We start from the raw sequence: 21,875 nt of genomic DNA, 5'->3' as shown, positions 1-21,875 counted from the left end.
AGGTCGCAACACAGCAACGCAGAAGGAAAAGTGGGAAGATGAATAGGTGAACTCTGAAGCGCTTGAAGAAAGCAACGTGACAACCAGTACCAACAGTGCACAGGCCCGCGGATTCGAACGGCGCGCAGTCATTGACCTGTCGGCCATCCGCAACAACGTCAAGCAGATCTCTGACGTCGTCGCCCCCGCTGCAGTCATGGCCGTCGTCAAAGCCGACGCATACGGCCACGGTGCAATCCCGGTAGCCAAAGCAGCAGTAGAAGGTGGCGCCAGCTGGCTCGGCTGTGCACATGTCACCGAAGCCCTGGCTCTGCGCGAAGCCGGGATCCAGACACCGATGCTTGCTTGGCTGCACACCGAAGACACCCCTTTTGAAGCTGCCGTTGATGCCAGCCTTGATCTTGGTGTTTCCGGATGGGAGCTGGAACGAGTAGCCGCCGCGGCGCGCTCCGTGCAGACGCCAGCACGTATTCATCTGAAGATTGATACCGGGCTGGGACGCAACGGTTCCACCATGGATGACTTCCCGGATCTGCTCAACCGAGCCAGCGCCTTCCAAGAAGAAGGCCTGTTGCGCGTCGTGGGCTTGTTCTCCCACCTGGCCGTAGCCGATGAACCAGAACGCCCTGAAACCGACGAACAGCTGCATGTCTTCAACAAAGCTATCGAATTGGTCGAAGCTGCCGGCTTCCATTTGGAAGTTCGGCACATCGCCAACACCCCAGCCATCCTTTCCCGCCCGGACGCACACCACGACATGGTTCGCCTAGGACTGGGACTCTATGGCCTGAGCCCATTCGAAAACGAATCACCGGATAACTTCGGCCTACGCCCGGCCATGAAGCTGATGACCCGCATCGCGAACGTGAAGAAAGTGCGTGCTGGCCAAGGTGTCTCCTACGGCTTGAACTACAAGACCGAAGGCGAAACCTACCTGGGTCTCATTCCCTTGGGTTATGCCGATGGACTTCCACGCATTGCTACCGGAGCACCCGTCACCGTCAACGGACGCAGCTACCCGGTACGCGGACGCATTGCCATGGACCAGTGCGTCATTGACCTCGGGCCCGAGATATCCCCGGAAGACTACCTGGGCGCAGAAGCCATCATCTTTGGCGAGGGCGGACAGTCCGTAAACACCTGGGCACACGCAGCCAACACCATCAACTACGAAGTGGTGACCAGGATTTCCCCTCGCGTGCCACGCCACTATGTTGAAGGAAGCTGGGGTGAAGCCGGTGAATGAGGCCGTCCAAGAATTTACCTGCCAGCTCACTGACCTGACGCAGACCGAAGCCCTGGGCGAAGCACTCGGGGAGCAACTTCAAGCTGGAGATCTGGTGATCCTCACTGGCGCGCTCGGCGCCGGTAAGACAACACTCACGCAATCGTTGGGTATCGGGCTCAACGTCCGCGAAGGAATCATTTCGCCTACCTTCGTGCTCGCACGCCAGCATCCATCACTGGCTGATGGACCTACCCTGATTCACGTTGATGCCTACCGTCTGAAAGATCAGAACGACGTGGACACCCTTGACCTCGAATCGACATTGGCTGAGTCAGTCACGGTAGTTGAATGGGGGCTGGGCAAAGTAGAGCATCTCTCGGACTCGCGCCTGGAAATCACCTTGGACCGTGAAGTGAACACGGCAGCCGTCGAGAACCCGTGGGAAGAATCCGAAGAAGAATTGGATGAGCCCAGAGAATTCACTCTCAAAGCCATTGGGCCGCGATGGGATTCTGAAAACTTCGCTCAGCTGAAAGACAACTTGCGCTCTGCAATCAATGCACAGCCCACCGGAGAAAAGCATGCCTAACTACCTGTCCATCGACACCTCGGCCCACGCCTCGGTAGCACTGGTCGATTCCACGACTGGTTCAGTTATCGCCCAAAAGACCTCGCCCAAGGGCAATGACCAGACTGAAACCCTGGCATCCTATGTGCGAGATCTCCTGGCAGAAAACAACGAAGAAGGCCGGAACCTAACCGGCATCTTTGTTGGCGTTGGCCCGGGCCCATTCACCGGGCTTCGTGTAGGACTTGTCGCCTCGCGTACTTTCAGCTTCGTGTGGAACGTCCCCGTACACGGCGTGATGTCACTGCATGCGCTCGCCGAGCGCGTGCTTGCAACAGGCAACGTGCCTGAAGAATTTATTGTTGCCTCGGACGCGCGCCGCAAGGAAGTTTACTGGGCGCGCTATGACCAGGCAGGCCAGATCGTTGACGGTCCGCATGTAGCATCGGCGTCAACTCTGCCAGAGCTCCCGGTATACGGCGTTGGCGCTGGAATCTACGCAGAGCAGCTACGAGATGCTGGGGCTGAGCCTCAAGAGGAGTCGTTCGACTGGATTGCAGACGCTGCGAATCTAGCGCAGCGCGGGATGCGCGATTTGGTGGCAGGCAAGGACCTGTCCGACACAGCACCGCAGTATCTGCGTGAATCGGATGCCCAGGTCCCTGCCTTCATGAAGCAGGCCAAGGCATGAACGTAGCTCTTCGCGAGATGACCGCCAGCGATATCCCTGCGGTTCACCAACTTGAGACTGAGCTCTTCCCTGAAGATGCGTGGCCGCTGGCTGCTTTCGAATCGGAACTGGCCCAGAGCGAAACCCGTAATTACTGGGTGTACGAAAACGATGGCAAAGTAGTTGGCTATGCCGGACTGTGTACCGTCTTGCCCATCAGCGACGTGCAGACCATTGCCATCAGCCCTGAATTCCAAGGTCAAGGGCTAGGCCGCAAGCTGCTGACGCTGCTTGTGGAGACCGCCAAAGAACGCAACGCATTGGATGTCATGCTTGAGGTCCGCTTTGATAATCCCGCGGCTATTGGCCTGTACGAATCCATGGGATTCGTGACCATTCATCGCCGTGTGGGCTACTACAAGGGCGGCGTTGACGCGCTGATCATGAGACTGCAACTGGATGCCCAGCAGGGACAAGAGGAAGAAAACAAAGCATGAGCACCACCGAACCCATCGTTCTAGGCATTGAATCTTCATGCGATGAAACTGGCGTGGGCATTGTGCGCGGCAATCGCCTTTTGGCCAACGCTGTTTCCAGCTCCATGGACGAGCACGTACGCTTTGGCGGAGTGATCCCGGAGATTGCAGCCCGAGCACACCTCGAAGCTTTCGTTCCCACGCTGCAGTCGGCGTTGGATACGGCTGAACTGACGCTTGATGACATTGACGCTATTGCCGTGACCAGTGGCCCCGGGTTGGCTGGCGCACTGATGGTTGGCGTTTCAGCTGCCAAGGCTTTGGCTCTGGCTACCGGCAACCCGCTGTACGGAATCAACCACCTTGTAGCCCACGTTGGCGTTGGCGTGCTTGAAGGCACTGTGCTGCCACCAACCTTTGGCGCCCTGTTGGTGTCTGGTGGCCACACCGAGATCCTGAAGGTCACCTCGCTGACCAATGATGTGCAGCTTTTGGGCTCCACCATTGATGATGCTGCCGGCGAAGCTTATGACAAGACTGCTCGCCTGCTGGGACTTGGATACCCCGGCGGGCCAGCCATCGACAAGGCTGCCAGGGACGGGGACCGCAAGGCCTTCCGCTTCCCGCGCGGATTGACCCTGCCTAAGTTTGTGGGCAGCGAAGAGAACCCTGGCAAGCATCGACATAACTTCTCCTTCTCCGGATTGAAGACCGCAGTGGCACGCTGCGTCGAGCACTTCGAAGCCATCGGGGAAGATATTCCTGTCGCGGATATTGCCGCTTCTTTCCAAGAAGCTGTCGTTGATGTGATCACTTCTAAAGCGGTCCGAGCAATGCAAGAGCATGGCCTGAAGACGGTGCTTCTTGGCGGGGGAGTCGCAGCAAATACCCGGCTGAGAGAATTGCTCGCAGCCCGATGCGCTTCGGCAGGTATCGCCTTGGTTGTTCCACCATTCAGCCTGTGTACTGACAACGGCGGAATGGTGGCGGCCCTGGGTGCGCAGCTAGTTGCTGCCGGCGCTGCTCCATCCGGTTTGGACTTTGCGACGGACTCGTCGCAGCCGGTGACGAATATCGTTCTGAACTAGTCGTCTCGGATTCGCCTTTGGGTCCCGAGTATTCACATACGCGGACACGCTGATCCGGCGGCGCCACGCAATTGGCGTGCTCGAAGGTCTCCAGAAAACGCTTCCGCGAAATGGCATTGGCACTGCATCAAATGATGCAGTGCCAATGCCATTTCTGTTTACGTCTACGTCTTAGCTGAAGTCGCGAACTTGTCTTCATTGGGTGTTTTCAAGGTCATTTCAGCATCAGAAAAAATACTGAAGAAAACTTTGATTAACCGGTTGACCATCTGTGATGCACGCCACTAAGGTTGGTGCTTAACCGATTAACCTCAAAGAACAGGCAAGCCATGACAGCACAAGGGTTCTACCAGCCCAACGGAGCGTGGGTAGGCGATGTCATTCCCTGGCAAGAAGATGGAGTGTTCCATCTCTTCTATCTGCATGAAGGCCGCGAGGCTGCGCAGGGCGGCATGCCATGGCACCGCATCATGACCGATGACGTAGTGAACTTCCGCGAAACAGGCGAATCCATTGCCTCCGGCGGGGCAACGGCAGATGACTACAACATCTACACCGGCAGCATCGTCGTTGACTTCAAAGGAACTCATCACGCGTTCTACACGGGCCAGAACCCCAAGAAGCTCGGAAACGATGGACGCGCCTTGCAGCTGGTCATGCATGCGACCAGCAACGACGGCATGAACTCATGGCAGCGCCACCCGGAAGATACCTTCGGAGCCAGCGCTGGCTATGAGACAGGAGACTGGCGTGATCCTTACGTCTTCTGGGATGCCGAAACGGGCCTGTGGCGCATGTTGATCACCGCCCGCCACAACAGCGGCCCAGAACGCCGTCGCGGAGTCATCGCACAATGTACCTCCACAGACCTGGCGCACTGGGAACCAGTAGAACCATTCTGGGATCCACGACGATACATCGCTCACGAATGCCCGGAAGTCTTCCAATGGGGAGACTGGTGGTACCTGGTCTACTCAGAATTCAGCGACGCTTTCACCACCAGATACCGGATGTCACGGACCCTCAACGGTCCATGGATTGTCCCGGAATATGACACCCTCGATGGCCGGGCCTACTACGCTTCAAAGTCCGCTGCACGCGATGGCCGCAGGTTCTTCTTCGGCTGGATAGCTTCCAAAGAAGAATCGCGTGATGAAGGAGCCTGGCAATGGGCCGGCACGCTGTCCGTCCTTGAAGCAGAACAGAAAGCAGATGGAACCCTGGCTTTCCATCCGCCTGAAGAATTCCGCTCAACGTTCGGTGACGCGAAGCAGGCAGTGCCCCCGGGAATCCGGCTGGTAGCGCACGATGGCTACGCAGATGTCCTCACCACAACAGACACCCCAGAGGCCTTCCGGCTGCAAGCCCGCTTTGAGATTGAAGAAGGAACCCGCGAAGCCGGAGTGCTGCTGCGAGCCAGCGAAGATGGCGACGAAGGCTACGCACTACGCCTGGAACCGCAGCGCGGAAGACTGGTTCTGGACCAGTGGCCCCGACGGGCCCCTGGTACTGAGCAATGGCATATCGATGGAGACGTGCCCTTCGCTATTGAACTCGAACGCCCCTGCCCGATCGGGCCAGGAGTGCACGAGCTCGACATCATTGTTGATGGAAATCTGTGCGTCGCAACCCTGGATGACGCCACCGTACTGAGCACTCGACTGTATAACAGGCCAACAGGCCGTGCAGGCGCCTTCGTAGGCGAAGGTGCATTCACGATTTCACAGTTCACCGTTGCATCACGAGTTCACGAGAAGACCGTGCCCTCTGCTGATGAGAACAAGGCTTTTTCACCTTCGGCCTAACCAAGACGACTAGTCGCTTGCTATCCACTTGCACCACCACTTCAATGGAGAAAACCCTCATGTCCAAAGCATCACGTCGACTCAAGTTTCTGCCCATTCTCGCTGTTGCCGCCCTAGCCCTTTCCAACTGTGGCGGAGGCTCAGGAGCAGACCCAACCAACGTGAACCCCGAAGGCGAGATCAAGCCACGCGAAATCTCCTGGCTGCTCTCGCGTCCCGCCGACGGCGGAGTCATCACCACCATGGAGAAGATTGCTGATGAATACGCAAAAACCCACCCGGGCTTTTCACTGAACCTGATCACCACTCCGGACCGACCGTCCTACATCCAGAAGTATGAGACCTTGGCAGCCGCCAAGAAGCTTCCAGAGCTGTTTGATACTGATGCCACGCCATTCGCCCAGAAGCTGGCCAGCTCAGGACAGATGGTTGATGCGGACAAGCTGCTGAAGGATCTGGACTTGGACGATGAATACCGCGAGGCGGCATTGAACTATCAGCGGTTCGATGATGGTTCGCTGTACATGGTTCCATTTGAATTCCAGCTGGAAGTCTTCTGGTACAACAAAGACGTCTTCAAGAAGGCCGGGGTAGAAGTCCCCGCATCTCTCGATGACTTCCCAGCCATGTGCAAGGCGCTGAAGGACGAGGGCGTCACGCCCATTGCATTGAATGGCAAAGACCAATGGCCACTGGAACGCTACATGTCGTACTACCCATTCCGCATGTCAGGGCCGGAGTACATCCAGAAGCTCAAGACCGGAGAAGCGAAGTTCTCTGATCCAGAAGGCAAGGCAGCTGCACAATGGCTCTCCGATCTGGGCAAGGCAGGGTGTTTCCAGAAGGGATTCTCGGCAGCCGGATATTCGGATGCCCAGGGTCTGTTCACCAGCGGCAAGGCCGGTGTCTACAATATCGGCACCTGGGAGCTGAACAACCTGGCCACCGATACGCTGGATGCCGGTGTGCGAGATGACGTTGACTACTTCACGCTGCCAACCATCGAGGGCTCGGCAACGGCAGACAACGAATACGTCAGCCCATCGGGAATCGGCATGGCCGTGAATGCAAAGACCTATGATCCGCTGGTTCGCGACTTCCTCGCATTTGCGCTGGACCGCTACCCGGAGCTCTACGCATCCACCGGTGCACTGTCACCAACCACCGATGCCAAGACCGCCATCCCCAAGAATGCAACCAAGGTATTCGACAAGGCCATCAAGCAAGCCGATGAAGTCGGCACCGACATCGCTATGCCATGGGATACGCAGCTGGACCCGGCAACCAATACTCGCCTCCAGCAGGAACTGACTTTACTGGTCCAAGGCGACATCACCCCAGACGAGTTCATCACCACGATGGACGCTGCGCTCAAGGAGAACGTCGGTGAGTAGCATCCTGCAAACCGCGGAACCAACACGAGCGGTGCGCGCTCGCCGGAAGCGCAAGAAGCCAGCACTTTCCATGTTGCCCCGCCGTTCCAAGCTGTCCGTGGCTGTGTTCTTATTGCCTCCACTGGTCATTTACGGTGTTGCTGTTCTCCTTCCCATCGTCCAGTCACTGGTCCTGAGCTTCTTCAGCTGGGACGGCATCACCGACATGGCTTTCGTAGGCCTTGATAACTACGTAAAGATGCTTTCCCGCGATGACGTTTTCTGGACAGCCTTTGGCAACGCAGTGGGCTACCTCGTGATCTGCTTGGTCCTGCAGCTTGGGGGAGCGCTAGTAGTTTCCAGCCTGCTCACCGCACTTCCCAAGGCACGAGAACTGGTCAAGACCCTCTACCTGCTGCCAGCAGTGATCTCCACCGTGGCCATTGGCTTCTTGTTCCTGCGAATCTATTCGCTGGAGCCAGTGGGCATGATCAATCAGTTGCTGGAGTGGGTTGGCCTAGGCCATTTGCAGACCGCCTGGCTATCAAACGTCCAGACGGTGCTTGCTGCGGTATCCATTCCTGAAGGATGGCGCTACACCGGCTTGTACATGCTGATCATTTACGCGGCACTGATCTCGGTGCCACGCGAACTTGAAGAAGCCGCTCGTTTGGACGGTGCCTCTTGGTGGCAGGTCTTCTGGAACGTCCGCTTCCCGCATATCCGGCCGGTCTGGACCACTACCACCATCATGGCCACCACCTTTGCCCTGCGTGGTTTCGACATTCCATACCTTTTGACCAATGGCGGTCCTGGCCAGTCTTCGGAACTGCTGACAACCTACATGTACAAGACGGCCTTTGTACACACCGACTACGGCTACGCCAGTGCCATCTCTGTATTCATAGTGATTGAGTGCCTCGTAGCCGTCGGCCTGATCCTTCTGATGCTGCGACGAAAGGAAGACTCGTGACCACGACAGTTGAAGCTGAGACGGAGGAAACCATGATTCAGCCGCCCGTCAGCAAACCGCCCACGCCGGCCCAAGGAAAATCCCGCAAGGTTCGGGTCCACCGTTCACTGTTGACGATTACTGTCGTGCTCATCGTCATCGGCCAGGTCTACCCATTGCTGTGGATGTTCCTGACCAGCTTCCGTACGGCAGCAGATTTTGCTGGCGGCAACGCCTTTTCATGGCCGAGCGAATTCACGCTGGAAAACTATTCGAGGGCATTCGAGACCGGCAATCTCGGACAGAATATCGTCAATAGCCTCATCGTCACCTTAGGAGCCAGTGCACTCATTGTCGTAGCAGGAATGATGGCGGCATTCGCCTTGGAAGTTCTAGGCTTCCGCCTGAGCTCTTTGGTCAGGGCATTGTTCATGCTGGGCATTATCGTTCCGGTACAGATTGCTTTGGTTCCGCTGTTCATTGACTATTCGAAAGTTGGACTGCTCGATACACACCTGTCAATGATTGTCCCGCTGGCGGCATTCTCGCTTCCTATGTCGATTTACCTGTTCTCGTCCTTCTACGGATTCATTCCACGAGAAACCTATGAAGCAGCTTCACTTGATGGGGCTGGACCATATCGAATTTTCACCCAGATCACCTTCCCGCTGTCATTGAATACCATCGTCACAGTGGTGCTGGTCAACAGCATTTTCATTTGGAACGATTTCATCTTCGCCAATACCTTTGTGCTCTCCGACGGGCTGAAAACTATTCCGCTAGGCTTGCAGAATTACATTGGCGCCATGGGAAATACCGACTGGACAGCCACCTTTGCAGCCGTCTGCGTCTCGGTGACCCCATTGCTCTTGGTATTCCTCGTGCTAAACAAGGCCATGATCCAAGGCCTGGAAAGCGGAGCAACCAAGGGATGAGCAGAGAAAGACAGCACAAACACGGTGCACCTGTCACGATGCGCGACATCGCGAAAGAAGCCGCCGTCTCCGTGGCTACCGTCTCGCACGTGGTGAATAACAAAGAAGGGGCGCGCATTGGCGAGGAGACCCGGCAACGCGTTCATGAAGCTATTGATCATCTGGGATATCGCACTAATGCATTGGCCAAGACGCTATCGGTCGGGTCATCACGGTTTATCGGTCTTGTAGCCGATGCCATCGCAACCACGCCCTTCGCAGGACAGATCATTCACGGCGCCCAGGACGAAGCATGGAAACATGGATACGTTCTGTTGGTCGCGAATACCGAGGGCAATCAAGCAGCTGAAAACGATGCGATAGCCATGATGCTGGAGCACCAGGTCAAAGGCATCTTGTACTCCACCTGGTATCACCGCGAAATTGACGTCCCGGAATCATTGCATCAGACAGATACTGTCCTGGTTGACTGCTTCTCAACGGGCAGCGGATTACCGGCAGTGGTGCCTAATGAACAACAAGGCGGAAAGACCGCTACTGAGGAACTCATTACCGCTGGCCATCAACGTATCGCCTTCATCAACACGACAACCCCGTCACCAGCGCTGACAGGACGATTAGCCGGTTATCGCTCGGCTCTCGAAGCAGCAGAAATCGACTTCGACGAGTCCCTAGTGATCCCTGCCGTGCCTGAGCAGGAGGGCGGTTACGAGGCGACCGCAGCGATCATCGCCTCTGGCGCGACTGCAGTATTCTGCCACAATGACCGCGTGGCTATGGGGCTCTACGACGGGCTGCGAGAACAAGGCCTTGATGTTCCCAAAGACATGGCTGTTGTCGGGTTTGATAACCAGGAAGTGATTGCCGCCCACTTGCGGCCGCCATTGTCCACGGTTGCCCTGCCTCACTACGAATTGGGTGCGGCAGGAATTCGAGTTCTCTTAGGCCTGGAACCTGAACAGGATGACGAGATGTATTTGATTGAATGTCCGGCGATCCGTCGACAGTCCGTCTGACCAAACCTCTTTACCCAACCCATTGACCGGCACATTTCAGATTGGCCGGACTATCTAATATTTTCCCGTCCCGGTTTCGCAGTGACGCGTACTCCGGAACGAGTGAGGAACGCGCAATGATGCACGAAATTTCTCGACGTAGTTTGATTCAAATCGCTGGCGTAGGAGCGCTCGGACTCTATGCCGCCGGTGCGCTGCCGACGGCAGCAATAGCACAGGGCTCCCAGCGGGCTTTTTATCATATGACCCCACCAGCCGGTTGGTTATGCGACCCGCAACGTCCGGTGTATCTCGACGGCAAATACCATCTGTACTACCTGCACTCAGAGATAAATAACGGACCCGGCGACTGGGACCACGCGACAACCAACGATGGCGTGTCATTCACACATCACGGAGTAGCCATTGGGCAACAACCGAACTTTCCAGTATGGACAGGTTCAGCAGTCATCGATGAATCCAACACGGCTGGATTTGGTGCCGGAGCCATCGTTGCCTTGGCTACCCAGCCAACGGACGGCATTCGCAAGTACCAGGAGCAATATCTCTATTGGTCGACAGATGGTGGTTACACCTTCACCGGTTTGCCGGAGCCTGTCATCATCAATACCGATGGTCGAAGCGCCACCACACAGGCTGAGATAGAGAATGCAGAGTGGTTCAGAGATCCGAAGATTCATTGGGACTCAGCGCGCAACGAATGGGTATGTGTCATCGGACGCGCCCGGTACGCAGTTTTTTACACCTCAAAGAACCTGCGTGAATGGCAGCTGAAGCGGAACTTTGATTATCCGAATCATGATCTGGGCGGAATCGAATGCCCTGACCTATTTGAAATGACTGCGGATGATGGAACAAGACACTGGGTGCTTGGCGCAAGCATGGATGCGTACAGTATTGGCCTTCCCATGACTTATGCCTACTGGACAGGCAGCTGGGATGGGGAGCAGTTCGTAGCTGATGATCTTGAACCGCAATGGCTGGATTGGGGTTGGGACTGGTACGGGGCGGTTACGTGGCCTTCTGCCCAGAATCCTGACACACGACGCCTTGCCATCGGTTGGATGAATAACTGGAAGTATGCGAATCGCGATGTACCCACCGATTCCACCGACGGCTACAACGGGCAAAACTCCATCGTGCGTGAACTGGAACTGGCGGTACAGGGTGATGGCAGATACGCGTTGCTCAGTAGTCCGGTAAGCGCGTTGTCTGAGTACGCGACGACTTCAGCTTCTTTTGCGGATCAGAGCGTTGAAGGGAGTTTCGTCCTTCCATGGAACGGGCGAGCCTACGAACTTGAACTAGACATCAGCTGGGACTCAGCCGCTAACGTCGGAGTATCTGTTGGGCGTTCCTCCGACGGAACTCGGCACACAAATGTCGGCAAGTACGGAGACGAACTTTATGTGGATCGCGGACCCTCCGACTTGGCCGGATACTCGCTGAGTCCATATACACGGGCTGCTGCGCCCATTGAAGCTGGAGCTCGTTCAGTTCACTTGCGAATCTTCGTGGACACTCAAAGCGTGGAGGTGTTCGTGAATGCAGGACATACTGTGATCTCTCAGCAGGTGCACTTCACTGAGGGGGACACCGGCATCTCGTTGTACTCTGACGGAGGTTCGGCGAACTTCTCTGGGATCACCGTGAAGGAATTTACTGATTACATTTAGAAATCAGTCCAGCCGCCGACTTTTAGGAAACCGATTCGTTGCTTATCGCCGTAGTTCGGAGGCTAATCCCGTTACGGTTCCGCGCATCTATTTCGGGGCGTTGAAGTAAATTGCTGAGCAGTCAGGTTATTGGCTTGGTGGCATGCCAGAACTCGGTGGAGGGCGATTCAGCAATCAGGACAAAAGCAGATACTAGGATAGCCTTTGCCAGGTAGGGGAATGATGCCAGTAATCGACAGCTTGCCGAGGTGCTTCCGGAATTTGAACGCAAGCTCAGAGAACGCGATTTCTGGTTGGTCATTAGTATTTATCGTCACCCGGGTTTGCGCTTCTTATGCGAGGAGGAAATTGCACGTAGGTATGCAAGACGAAATAAGCAGCTGGGGTGCGAGGGCTGTCATTTCCCTACCCCGTATGCACCGGTCGAACCTACGCAACTCATGTATCAAGAGCTCGGGCACGAAGTATACGGAATCCATACCGCCCCGGTATTCAAACGCGTCCGGCCTGAGAATTGGATGGAGTTTTACAAACGGTATAGCTGGTGGCTGCGATTAGCTCGCAAAGCCTGGATGAAATCGCATTGACCATGTACAACGACGAGGTCAAAAAGAAGCTCGGCGCGATGCCAACCCCGCCGTGGTACTTGAACAAATAGTCCGATACAGAAAACAGGCAGCGCCTGAGGAGCTCGAATTAGCCAAATGCGATGTTTGAGGATACCTCGCGTAGTCCTATGAACCACAAGGCATCCTTTGATGGGGCTACTCACTAGAAGGTTATTGACGAAGAAGGCGGGGATCATCGAATTTGATGATCCCCGCCTCACGTAGCGTTTCTTTAACCTTGCCTGAGATTTAGGCGTCGATCTTAAGCTTTGAATGGCGCAGGAATGGGTCGCCATCAACTTGCTGGTCATCTTTCTTCAGCGCGAAGAATCCGTAGATTCCGGCAACCAGAACTACCACCGAAATGGTGATGAAGGTCTGCTGATAGCCCATGCGGTCATGCAATGCGCCCAGGGGAGTGGACAGGATGACGTTGCCGATCTGAGCCGATACCTGGAACCCGACCATGTATAGGGTTGCCGATAGCGCGGGGTTGAAGTGCAGCGTGAAGTAGCGGAACACCGGCAAGATGAACAGCGGCGTCTCGATGGCGTGCAGCATCTTGATGGCCGAAACCCAGATCGGATCATCGACCAGGGCACAGCCAAGAATGCGGATGAACATGATGGAGACGCCCAGGAGCAACGAGGTGCGGACTCCAACGCGGCGCATGATGATTGGCACGATGCCCAACATGGCTGCCTCAAGGAAGACCTGTACCGAGTTCAAGATGCCATAGACCTGCTGGCCAATTTCCGGGGTAGGGAAGAGTCCGGTGTAGTAGTCAGGGAACATCTGCTGGTCGAAGACGGTGTAGAAGGTCCACGAGAGCATCACGAAGAGAATGATCAGCCACAAGCTTGGCAGCCGGAACAATCCCAGCATTTCGCGGAACGTAGGAGTGGACGCAGGGGACAGGATTCCCTCAACTGGGGTTTTCTTGATCACTGGTGGTTCCGCGGTGCGGGAGAAGACCAGAAGCAATAGGTGAATCAGGCCGAGAGCTGATCCGATCCAGAAGTTCAAAGCTGGGTTGATCGTGAACAGGAACCCTGCGGCCAGTGCCACAACGGCGTAGCCGAAGGAGCCCCACATGCGGGCCTGTCCATATTCAAAGTTGAACCTGCGGCTGAAGCGTTCGGTCAAGGCCTCGAAGAGGCCTACTCCGGCAAGGAAGCCGATGGACAGCACGATGGCACCCAGGATAACGCCGGTCATGAAGTGGGACTGTAACAGTGGCTGATATACCCACGTAGCGAATGGCCCGATGAGAGCAGTGACTGCAGCCAGGATAATGGCGAGGTGTTTCCTGATTCCGAGACGGTCCTGGATGGCGCCGTAGGCAAACATCAGCACCAGAGTTGCCAGCGAGTTCACCGAGTAGACGGTACCCACCTGGGCACCGCTCAATGCTAGTCCAGCGGATTCGCTGGTGAGCCAGATCTGGAAGAAAGACCACCAAATGCCCCACGATGCGAAGAATAAGAGCATCGAAAAGGAACTCTGGAGGTAAGTGGGATTTTTCAGAGTAGTCGTAAAGCCAGCCATCTTTGTCCTGGATTCTTTCGTGAAAGCTGTGAAGCGTTGTTAGTTGTTAATCGCGAGGGAGAAGTCTTCAATCCAAGGAGGATTGGCTCCGGCTTGTGCCACTGTCAGTGCTGCCGAGGTTAACGCATGACGAAGTGCTTCTTCAACATCTTCAGACTCGGCGGTGACTCCATTACGCAGCGCTTGTGCCAATTCTGGCTTGGCAAGCACGCCAAAGAGCAGACCGGACATGAATGCGTCCCCGGCGCCAATGGTGTCAACCAGATTGGTGGGGGAAGCAGCGACGTCGAAACGGCGTCCTGAGGATAGCGCCAGGCAACCGTCTCCGCCTTGGGTCATCACTGCCAACGCTGGGCCGAGGCTGGCTACATGCTCCAGCACTTCCCACGGCTCCATTCCTGGGTAGAGCCATTGACCATCAACGTCGCTGAGCTTCACAACGTGACTCAGGGTCATGAGCAGCTCAATGCGCTGCAAGGCTGAGTTCCTGTCCTCGACCAGGTCTGGACGGAGGTTCGGGTCATAGCTGCGCAGTGAACTCTCTGAAGCATTCTGGAATGCATCAACAATTCCTTGGCCAGAGGGTTCAATCCAGGCGGCAATGGAACCGGTATGGACCAATTCGCTGGAATCATCGGCTGGAACCGCAGGAATCTGCTGGTGGATGTCGAAGGTGTAGTGAGCATTTGAATGCTCATCCATCTCTACCTGTGCCACCGACGTAGAGCGTTCAGTTACTGAGCCTTCGACAACGTGCACGCCTGCCTGATCGAGGTGTTCTGCGATTTGCGTGCCGTAGGTGTCCTGGCCGAATTCCGTGTAGAACTGGACGTCATGGCCCAACCGGGCCAGGCCCACGGCGACATTCAACGGCGATCCGCCAGGATGCGCCGTTTCTCCAACAACGTCGACGAGGGATTCACCCATTACACTGATGCGGCTCATGCGTTGAGCTTCAATGCGTTATCCGAGAATGCCTGAACTTTGACAGACACGTTTGCGCCCGCAGCTACCCGCAAGGTGGCGTAGGCAGGGGCTGATTCGCCGGTGAGCTGGTCCGTGAGGGAACGCAGGCCATTGGCTGCAAGGATTTCGATAGAGCCGTGGTCTACGAGAACTTTGACGTCCAGCCCACTTGAACCAGCTGGCAGCGGCATGCGCTGGTTGGACGCGTAGAGCTCGTGATCCACCTTGCCTGCTTCGCGGCGGTGCTGAATCAATCCCGCTTCAACGGTGAGTTCACTGATGAGGGTTCCATCAGCGCGGAACAGGGAAAGAACTGCTGGGTCGGTAGCCTCGGCATCGACAGTCAGTTCAAGCAGTGCGGGGGAGCCCAGCTCAATACGGCTCTCGCCAGCAGGGACGGCGGTTTGGGCTACGGCGGCTGCTGGCAAACCGAGAATGCGATGGCGGATCTCGAACTTGCCGTCTAGGTTCTTCACCAGGTCGAGGCGACGAGCGGTGCCCATGGAACCGCGCCATCCGTCCTCTGGAAGTTCGCGTGCATAATCCCAGTTGCTCATCCAGGCGATGATGGTTTGCTGCCCAACTGGCAGGCTATGGAAGCTGACGCCAGCGTAGAAGTCCCGGCCCCAATCCAGCCATCTGCCTTGCTTCAAGGACTCGTACTCGAGGCTATCCCAACCTTCCTGGACTTCATCAGGCGTGAAGGTGGTGCCATCGAATTCACCAATGAAGTACTGGGTACCTGAACCGCCAGCAATGCCGCCTGGGTTCAGTGAAACAATGAGGACCCACTTGAGCTGGTCAGTTCCAGAAACTGGAAGCTGGAACAAGTCCGGGCATTCCCAGATTCCGGCGATGGCGGCCTGCGGGCCGAAGCTGGATAGCTCGGTCCAGTCCTTGAGGTTCTCCGAGCGGTAGATCAGCACCCGGCGTTCAATGGCTTCAACTGCCACCATGACCCAGTAGGAACCCTGCTCGGATTCGTAGCGGAAAACCTTGGGGTCACGGAAGTTCTTGGAGCCTCGGTCCAGTACCGGGTTCTGTTCATACTTGGTGAAGGTGGTGCCGCCATCCAGCGAGTAGGCGATGGCCTGGGACTGATTGGTGTCGTCCTTGGCTGCCGCCGTGTAGATGGCAATGACCGGTGCAACAGTGCCGTCGCCGAAGCCAGTGGTGTTTTCGCGATCCACCACGATGGAGCCGGAGAAGATGTCAGCGACATCGCCGTGCAGAATCGCGACAGGCAGTTCTTCCCAGTTCACCAGGTCGGTGCTGACTGCATGGCCCCATGACATGTAGCCATGGCCAACGCCGTTGGGGTTGTACTGGAAGTAGAGGTGGTACTGCTTCCCGTCAAAGAACAAGCCGTTGGGATCATTGATCCAGTTTTTCTTTGCAGTGAAATGTAGCTGTGGTCGCTTCACCGCGACCTGCTGTGCTTCGGGCAACGCTGCCATCCTTCAATAAGAGAGTGCTAAATGCATTTAGCAGAAGACTCTAACAGCGTGAATCGATCCCCGCAATAGGCTAGGCTCGAATAATTGCATGTAAGACTGTCGCAAGAGGGAATCGTGGAAACGCACAAAGCAAAGCGGGTAACACTAGCTGACGTGGCAAAGGCCTCGGGAATGTCCAAAGCGGCAGTCAGTCTCATCTTGAATAACAAAGAAGGCGCCCGGCTATCGGCGGAAGCGAAAGAACGCGTTCGTGAAGTCGCCAAGGGATTGGGGTACCGCCCCAACGCTGCCGCCCAGTCTTTGCGAAGTGGCAAGACCCGCACCCTCGGCTTCATCTCTGATCAAGTCACCGTGACTCGCTTTGCCTCCGAAATGATCACCGGCATCCTTCGCGCGGCTGAGGCGCGAGACCATACAGTGCTCATCGCCGAAACCTTCGGCAAGCCAGACCAGATTGCTGAAGCCATTACCCAGATGACGGACCGCGATGTCGACGGTCTCATTCTTGGATTCATGGATTCTCGTCAACGCGACTTGAAGATTCCACATACTGGATTACCTACTGTGCTGGTCAATGGCATTGATGACAGTCCCTGCACTGCGGTACTACCCAACGAAAGGGAATCAGGTGCCAGAGCGGTGCAGCGTGTGGTTGAATCCGGAGCACGTACTGTCGCGGTCATAGGTGAACTGGCGAACGCTGAGAAAGATCCACGGACGTACCCCAGTATTTCCCGTCGGTTCAGTTCATTGCGCGGCGCCCTGGCCGAAACGAAACTCGAAGTCCTTGGCCACTGGGTGCTAGATGACTGGAACCCTACTGATGGTTATGAAGCTACCACGCAGTTACTTGCTGAAGGGCACAGCCCGGACGCCATCATTTGCGCCAATGACCGTGTAGCCATGGGTGTCTTCCAGGCGCTCGCCGAACAAGGACTGACCCCGGGCAATGATTTATCTGTCCTGTCTTTCGATGATGAAATCATTGCCAGGTATCTTCGACCCCAGCTGAGTTCAATCCGTCTTCCTTACGAAGAAATGGGCTCGCTCGCTGTTGAGCTGCTGCTGGATGGAAATCTAAAGCCTGGCGAGCACCAGATTGATATGCCGCTTATTGAGCGCGACTCAATGATGGCTCACTGAGTCGCGGCTCAAGGAAGGCATCTAGCCGGCTTGGATGACGGGGTTTTTCAGCTCCCCGATGCCTTCTATCTTGCAAATGACCTCGTCGCCCGCCGCGATTGGCCGTGACTTGGCGGGGAAACCAGTCAGGATGAGGTCTCCAGGATGCAAGGTCATCAAGCCGCTGAGATAAACCAAAATCTCATCAACACCCCACCCCAGATTCTGAGTCGTCGAGGTTTCCAGCGCCTCGCCATTGTGCACGATGCCGACTTCTAATTCGCTATCGTCGAGGCCGACAACAATCCAGGGACCTGCGGGAGTGAAAGTGTCGGGACTCTTGGCACTGATCCACAGGTCATCAGATTTTTGAGCATCTCGGTCCGTCACGTCGTTGCCAATGGTCATGCCCAGAACTGCCTTACGGGCGTTTTCCAAAGTCAGGTTCTTGGCCGCCTGGCTGATAACGATGGTCAGCTCGGCTTCCGGATCTACGCGTGCACCGTTATCCGTCAACTTGATTGGTGCAGCTGGGCCAATCACGGAACTTGCCGCTTTGTGAAAAGCCTGCGGTGGTAAAGCGCGTCCCGGAGCGCCGGTGTTATGCGCCATGCCGAAAACATTGAGTGGGTTGCTTGGCGCTAGGAAAGTGAATTCCTCTTGGCTGACAAAGTCGTTGATATTCCAACCATTACGTGCGGGACTATTTTGATTTGCCCGCGACGTAGTAAAAGGCGAGTCGATTACCCGCCAAGCTTTTCCGTCGGGCGATTCAAAATCTACGGCGTCATTGCGCACGAAAAACTGTTCTTCAATTTGTGAAGGTTCGGCGTCGAGGGGCTGTACACGAGCGATTCTGTACGTAGCTGCTGGCATGAGGTCATCCTACCTTTAAAACATCAAGTGAACTGCGGGATTTCGCGAAGTTACGCCAAGACAGAAAAAGCTGATTCATATATTAAGAGTCAAAGTTCTCCAGAAGAAATTTGGCAATTTCTATTTTGTCGGACCTCGGTTGTAGGTTGATGGCATTGGGGAAATAACTTGATATTGATTGGGGATTAGAATGCGCGCGAAAAACCATCGAGTTAGCGTTGTGTTCTTATGTCGTTTTCGACATGAACATTCTTTGTGCTTGTCCATTTCACGAGAAGTGCCGCGTGATTTGAGGTGTACACCAGCCTTCGGGGAGCACTATGGGCCGAGCACGGGCGGGTACTGCCCGTTGCCAGTTGATCTTGTGGCGCAAGTCGAAGTTCAATTGCGAGATAACCTCCTCGAATGGGAGCGCAAAGGGCACGTTCGCATCAGTGAATAGTCGCCGGCGTCTTCCGTCGGGGGATCGGTGTGGTTGCTTGTTGAATTTGGGGATCATCAAGCAGCCGCTTCAATTTGGTGCGCGGGGTTCCGCGACCGGGTGATCCAGTGTGATCTTGGGAACAATCCGGCGATTACTACTACTCAGTTAGCGATGGCGCGGACGCTATCGAAGCCCCAAATCACGCCGATGCATAGCTGGGCGATGCAATTTGGCAACCGAATTGCCCGCCAAAAAAGAAGTTGACAGTTTTCAACTGTTTTCGAGATGGTTGAGTAATGTCAACTTCTGCTCCGCCTTTAGACACCGAGGCAAACCCCGCAGCCGCCATGAAGCCGGCTCAGGTAATGCTTTCCATCTCCGGTTTGATGGCTGCGATGTTCACCGTACTGGTGTCTTCGACAGTGATTGCAACCCCGATGCCATTGATCGTTGCCGACCTGCACGGCACGAATACCCAGTACACCTGGGTACTGGTTGCGGCCTTCCTCTCCATGACCGTATCCACCCCGATCTGGGGCAAGCTCTCCGATATCTTCAACCGCAAGGCGATGCTGCAAATCGCCTTGGTCATCTTCGTCCTCGGCACCGTAGCGGCTGGCTTCTCCAGCCAGATCGGTGGCGACTCCCACGAAGGAGCCATGTCATGGCTCATCGGCTGGCGCCTGGTCCAGTCCATTGGTACCGGTGGCCTTATGGCACTGGTGCAGGTGGTTATCGCCGATATCATCTCGCCTCGCGAGCGTGGCAAGTACATGGGCATCATGGGTGCCGTCATGGCTGTTGGCCAGATCGGTGGCCCACTGCTCGGTGGCGTCATTGCCGATAGCTGGGGCTGGGAATGGTGCTTCTTCGTCTGTGTACCATTCGCCGTTGGCGCACTTATCCTGATTCAGGCAACCCTGCGTATTAAGCACGTGCGCAAGGACGTCAAGATTGACTTCCTTGGTTCCGCATTGATCATTGCCGGTATCAGCCTGCTATTGATCTGGATCAGCCTTGGCGGCAAGGATTCGGACTCCGGTGGATTTGCTTGGGATTCTTCGCAGAGCATCACCATGGCCGCTGCTGCTGGCGTGCTGATCATCGCTACCGTGTTCTGGGAACTGCACGTCAAAGAACCAATTATCCCAATTCGCCTATTCGCGCAGCGCACCTTCGCTTTGGCGTCGATCGCTTCGATTGCCGTGGGCGTCACCATGTTCGGTACCTCGGTCTTCCTGAGCCAGTACCTGCAGCTTGCTCGCGGCTTCACCCCGACTCACGCAGGCCTGCAGACCCTTCCAATGGTTCTCGGCTCCATGTTTGGTGCCATCATCGTTGGTCAGCTGATCTCCCGCACCGGACGCTGGAAGAAGTACGTTGTCGGTGGCGGCGTTGTCCTGAGCGTTGGCCTCTACCTGATGTCGCGTATCGACTACGACACTCCACTGTGGTTCGTTGACCTTGGCATGTTCTTGCTGGGTCTGGGCTCCGGTGTGCTGATGCAGAATCTGGTTCTGGTAACCCAGAACTCCCTGCCGCCACGCATGATCGGTGCCGGTTCCGGCGCTATCGCGTTCTTCCGTAGCCTTGGCGGCACCATCGGTGTTTCGGTACTTGGTTCAGTCTTGGGCACTCAGGTTGCCGACAAGATGAAAGACGGCCTGGCCAACGTAGTTGAAGAGATCAACAAGGCTGCCGGTGTTCCACAGCTCTTGGTTGATAACCCGGACTGTGCAGACAGCCTCAAGTCGCTATCTAGCGGTACCGTTCCCGCAATCAATGATTTGTGCGAACCAGTACGCAACATCGTGGAAAGCTCTTACGGCCAGTCCATCGCCTTCCTGTTCTTGCTGGTTGTGCCGTTGGCTATTGTCACCTTGATCTGTGCAATCTTCTTGCCAAACAAGCCACTGTCCAAGAAGTCGGCTTCGGAGCAGATTGAAGAGGAACTGGGTGGAGAACTCTCCGCACTGGAACCAGCTGAACGCGGTGGCCGTGGCTACGAGGAACTCGTTGCCACAGGCGCGATCACTCTTCCATCGGAAGATGAACTGAGCGAGGCTCGACGCCAGGTGCAACAAGCGCGTCGCATGGATGAGCGAGACCTCGTTGAACAGGTCATGCGCACTCGTAGCGCTCAGCCAGGTGGTGACACCAACACTGATATCCACCAGCCCGGCACTGAGCCAACCATCTCCCAGCCGCTTGAAGCGGCAGAGATTGGTGCCCACCATGAGTCCGCCCGTGTTGAATTCATGGTGGAAGAACTCCAGTCCACTTTGGAAAAGGCACGTGCTGCCCACGCTCAGATTGAAGAGCAGGTTGGCGACGTTGTCCAGGCGTTGAAGTCTTATGACCAGCGTTTGAACGTGCTGGGGGAGCGCGTCAATGACACCGAGCGTGTTCAGCGTGAACTGCAGCTTCAGGCTCGCGCCGAGCGCCGTGCAGTAAGCCGCATGCAGGGTCGCCACGCCGCTCAGGCATCCAGCCCGGAACCAGAGCCTGCCAAGCCATCTCCAGCCAACGAGGAACCAGCGGGCGGTGCGACAGAGCAGACGCGGAGCGACGAGTCGTGAACGACGTCCACGGCGCATCGCTAGATGACATCGAGGCGGCCTTTGCCCGCCTGGCTCCCGTAGTCAAAGGACGCATGGCGCGCAACGCCAAGCTGTTCCATCCAGAACTGCGTGGAGCCGGATTCTCGGTGCTACGCGCAGTCCTGCTCAGTGCCGTACGCAGGCCTGATGAGGATCTGACGGTTTCTAAATTGGTTGCCGGATGTCATATGGATAAGTCCGTAGTATCCCGCCAGCTCAAAGATCTCAAGCAGTGGGATCTTATCCAGCTGGAGCGTTCGCAGCAGGATGCGCGGGTCTATCTGGTTAGCCCCACACCGATGGCTATGCAGAGGTTCCAGGAAATCAAAGAATCAACTCGTGCTGATTACGAAGACCTGTTTGCCACATGGGAACCGAAAGACATCTCGGACCTCGCGTCCCTTCTCCTGCGTTTCTCAGAGCAGATAGAAGAGCGCTTCCGCGACTAGGCGTTGACAGAGCAGAAGAAAGCCCTCGGGCGGTAATT

Annotated in this window: 18 protein-coding genes; 14 read left to right on the top strand and 4 right to left on the bottom strand. The window is 56.0% G+C overall.

From position 1 onward, the window contains the following. The first annotated feature begins 76 nt into the window (after positions 1–76). The 11 genes from alr to D3791_RS02765 all read left to right on the top strand — a co-directional run bounded on the left by alr (position 77) and on the right by D3791_RS02765 (position 11,787). On the top strand, positions 77–1,246 hold the full coding sequence (gene alr / locus D3791_RS02815; protein WP_246242287.1) for an alanine racemase: 1,170 nt from the start codon (positions 77–79) through the stop codon (positions 1,244–1,246). Beyond that, a complete protein-coding gene (gene tsaE, locus D3791_RS02810) occupies positions 1,239–1,817 on the top strand; it encodes a tRNA (adenosine(37)-N6)-threonylcarbamoyltransferase complex ATPase subunit type 1 TsaE (RefSeq protein WP_246242514.1) in 579 nt (192 codons plus the stop codon). Before alr ends, tsaE begins: the two co-directional genes overlap by 8 nt. Next, complete coding sequence (gene tsaB, locus D3791_RS02805; RefSeq protein ID WP_172511255.1) at positions 1,810–2,487, top strand: tRNA (adenosine(37)-N6)-threonylcarbamoyltransferase complex dimerization subunit type 1 TsaB; 678 nt, start codon at positions 1,810–1,812, stop codon at positions 2,485–2,487. The genes tsaE and tsaB overlap by 8 nt, the downstream gene beginning before the upstream one ends. Further along, the gene (gene rimI, locus D3791_RS02800; RefSeq protein ID WP_172511254.1) at positions 2,484–2,963 is read left to right on the top strand and encodes a ribosomal protein S18-alanine N-acetyltransferase; all 480 of its coding nucleotides are present in this window, start codon (positions 2,484–2,486) and stop codon (positions 2,961–2,963) included. The genes tsaB and rimI overlap by 4 nt, the downstream gene beginning before the upstream one ends. Next, on the top strand, positions 2,960–4,030 hold the full coding sequence (gene tsaD, locus D3791_RS02795; protein WP_172511253.1) for a tRNA (adenosine(37)-N6)-threonylcarbamoyltransferase complex transferase subunit TsaD: 1,071 nt from the start codon (positions 2,960–2,962) through the stop codon (positions 4,028–4,030). Before rimI ends, tsaD begins: the two co-directional genes overlap by 4 nt. A 329-nt stretch (positions 4,031–4,359) precedes the next feature. After that, positions 4,360–5,835: a glycoside hydrolase family protein gene (locus D3791_RS02790; protein WP_172511252.1), complete on the top strand. Its 1,476-nt coding sequence runs from the start codon at positions 4,360–4,362 to the stop codon at positions 5,833–5,835. Positions 5,836–5,894: 59 nt separating this feature from the next. Beyond that, positions 5,895–7,229: an ABC transporter substrate-binding protein gene (locus tag D3791_RS02785; protein WP_172511251.1), complete on the top strand. Its 1,335-nt coding sequence runs from the start codon at positions 5,895–5,897 to the stop codon at positions 7,227–7,229. Positions 7,230–7,299: 70 nt separating this feature from the next. After that, positions 7,300–8,181: a carbohydrate ABC transporter permease gene (locus tag D3791_RS02780; RefSeq protein WP_172512883.1), complete on the top strand. Its 882-nt coding sequence runs from the start codon at positions 7,300–7,302 to the stop codon at positions 8,179–8,181. A gap of 32 nt (positions 8,182–8,213) precedes the next feature. Beyond that, complete coding sequence (locus D3791_RS02775) at positions 8,214–9,095, top strand: carbohydrate ABC transporter permease (protein ID WP_172512882.1); 882 nt, start codon at positions 8,214–8,216, stop codon at positions 9,093–9,095. After that, positions 9,092–10,111, top strand: a complete 1,020-nt coding sequence (locus D3791_RS02770) for a LacI family DNA-binding transcriptional regulator (RefSeq protein ID WP_172511250.1) — start codon at positions 9,092–9,094, stop codon at positions 10,109–10,111. Before D3791_RS02775 ends, D3791_RS02770 begins: the two co-directional genes overlap by 4 nt. A 116-nt stretch (positions 10,112–10,227) precedes the next feature. Continuing rightward, on the top strand, positions 10,228–11,787 hold the full coding sequence (locus tag D3791_RS02765; protein WP_172511249.1) for a glycoside hydrolase family 32 protein: 1,560 nt from the start codon (positions 10,228–10,230) through the stop codon (positions 11,785–11,787). Positions 11,788–12,644: 857 nt separating this feature from the next. On the opposite strand, the gene D3791_RS02760 is transcribed toward D3791_RS02765, so the two are convergent. Genes D3791_RS02760 through D3791_RS02750 form a run of 3 tightly spaced genes read right to left on the bottom strand, consistent with a single transcriptional unit; the run spans position 12,645 to position 16,357 of the window. Continuing rightward, on the bottom strand, positions 12,645–13,943 hold the full coding sequence (locus tag D3791_RS02760) for an MFS transporter (RefSeq protein ID WP_022874077.1): 1,299 nt from the start codon (positions 13,941–13,943) through the stop codon (positions 12,645–12,647). A gap of 39 nt (positions 13,944–13,982) precedes the next feature. Then, the gene (locus D3791_RS02755) at positions 13,983–14,888 is read right to left on the bottom strand and encodes a carbohydrate kinase family protein (protein ID WP_172511248.1); all 906 of its coding nucleotides are present in this window, start codon (positions 14,886–14,888) and stop codon (positions 13,983–13,985) included. After that, on the bottom strand, positions 14,885–16,357 hold the full coding sequence (locus tag D3791_RS02750; RefSeq protein WP_246242285.1) for a glycoside hydrolase family 32 protein: 1,473 nt from the start codon (positions 16,355–16,357) through the stop codon (positions 14,885–14,887). The genes D3791_RS02755 and D3791_RS02750 overlap by 4 nt, the downstream gene beginning before the upstream one ends. 123 nt (positions 16,358–16,480) lie before the next feature. Between D3791_RS02750 and D3791_RS02745 the strand changes: the two genes are divergently transcribed. Beyond that, the gene (locus tag D3791_RS02745) at positions 16,481–17,509 is read left to right on the top strand and encodes a LacI family DNA-binding transcriptional regulator (RefSeq protein ID WP_172511246.1); all 1,029 of its coding nucleotides are present in this window, start codon (positions 16,481–16,483) and stop codon (positions 17,507–17,509) included. A 21-nt stretch (positions 17,510–17,530) separates the two neighbouring features. Here the strand turns inward: D3791_RS02745 and D3791_RS02740 are convergent, their stop codons facing one another. Further along, positions 17,531–18,364, bottom strand: coding sequence for a fumarylacetoacetate hydrolase family protein (locus tag D3791_RS02740; protein WP_172511245.1), 834 nt, complete (start codon positions 18,362–18,364; stop codon positions 17,531–17,533). Positions 18,365–19,084: 720 nt separating this feature from the next. Here D3791_RS02740 and D3791_RS02735 point away from each other — a divergent pair. Then, positions 19,085–21,367 carry an MDR family MFS transporter gene (locus D3791_RS02735; RefSeq protein WP_172511244.1) on the top strand — a complete coding sequence of 761 codons (2,283 nt, stop codon included), beginning with the start codon at positions 19,085–19,087 and terminating at the stop codon, positions 21,365–21,367. Next, positions 21,364–21,837 carry a MarR family winged helix-turn-helix transcriptional regulator gene (locus D3791_RS02730; protein WP_172511243.1) on the top strand — a complete coding sequence of 158 codons (474 nt, stop codon included), beginning with the start codon at positions 21,364–21,366 and terminating at the stop codon, positions 21,835–21,837. Before D3791_RS02735 ends, D3791_RS02730 begins: the two co-directional genes overlap by 4 nt. Positions 21,838–21,875 lie beyond the last annotated feature (38 nt).

This window comes from Glutamicibacter mishrai (assembly GCF_012221945.1).
GTDB classification, from domain to species: domain Bacteria; phylum Actinomycetota; class Actinomycetes; order Actinomycetales; family Micrococcaceae; genus Glutamicibacter; species Glutamicibacter mishrai.
The sequence above is the reverse complement of the archived record's forward strand: the minus strand, read 5'-3'. Positions and strand labels throughout refer to the sequence as shown.

Bases quoted from the DNA above. Each gene is read 5' to 3' on its own strand.
- tsaB (WP_172511255.1), top strand. From the start codon at position 1,810: ATGCCTAACTACCTGTCCATCGACACCTCGGCCCACGCCTCGGTAGCA.
- rimI (WP_172511254.1), top strand. From the start codon at position 2,484: ATGAACGTAGCTCTTCGCGAGATGACCGCCAGCGATATCCCTGCGGTT.
- tsaD (WP_172511253.1), top strand. From the start codon at position 2,960: ATGAGCACCACCGAACCCATCGTTCTAGGCATTGAATCTTCATGCGAT.
- D3791_RS02790 (WP_172511252.1), top strand. From the start codon at position 4,360: ATGACAGCACAAGGGTTCTACCAGCCCAACGGAGCGTGGGTAGGCGAT.
- D3791_RS02785 (WP_172511251.1), top strand. From the start codon at position 5,895: ATGTCCAAAGCATCACGTCGACTCAAGTTTCTGCCCATTCTCGCTGTT.
- D3791_RS02780 (WP_172512883.1), top strand. From the start codon at position 7,300: ATGTTGCCCCGCCGTTCCAAGCTGTCCGTGGCTGTGTTCTTATTGCCT.
- D3791_RS02775 (WP_172512882.1), top strand. From the start codon at position 8,214: ATGATTCAGCCGCCCGTCAGCAAACCGCCCACGCCGGCCCAAGGAAAA.
- D3791_RS02770 (WP_172511250.1), top strand. From the start codon at position 9,092: ATGAGCAGAGAAAGACAGCACAAACACGGTGCACCTGTCACGATGCGC.
- D3791_RS02765 (WP_172511249.1), top strand. From the start codon at position 10,228: ATGATGCACGAAATTTCTCGACGTAGTTTGATTCAAATCGCTGGCGTA.
- D3791_RS02760 (WP_022874077.1), bottom strand. From the start codon at position 13,943: ATGGCTGGCTTTACGACTACTCTGAAAAATCCCACTTACCTCCAGAGT.
- D3791_RS02755 (WP_172511248.1), bottom strand. From the start codon at position 14,888: ATGAGCCGCATCAGTGTAATGGGTGAATCCCTCGTCGACGTTGTTGGA.
- D3791_RS02740 (WP_172511245.1), bottom strand. From the start codon at position 18,364: ATGCCAGCAGCTACGTACAGAATCGCTCGTGTACAGCCCCTCGACGCC.
- D3791_RS02735 (WP_172511244.1), top strand. From the start codon at position 19,085: ATGTCAACTTCTGCTCCGCCTTTAGACACCGAGGCAAACCCCGCAGCC.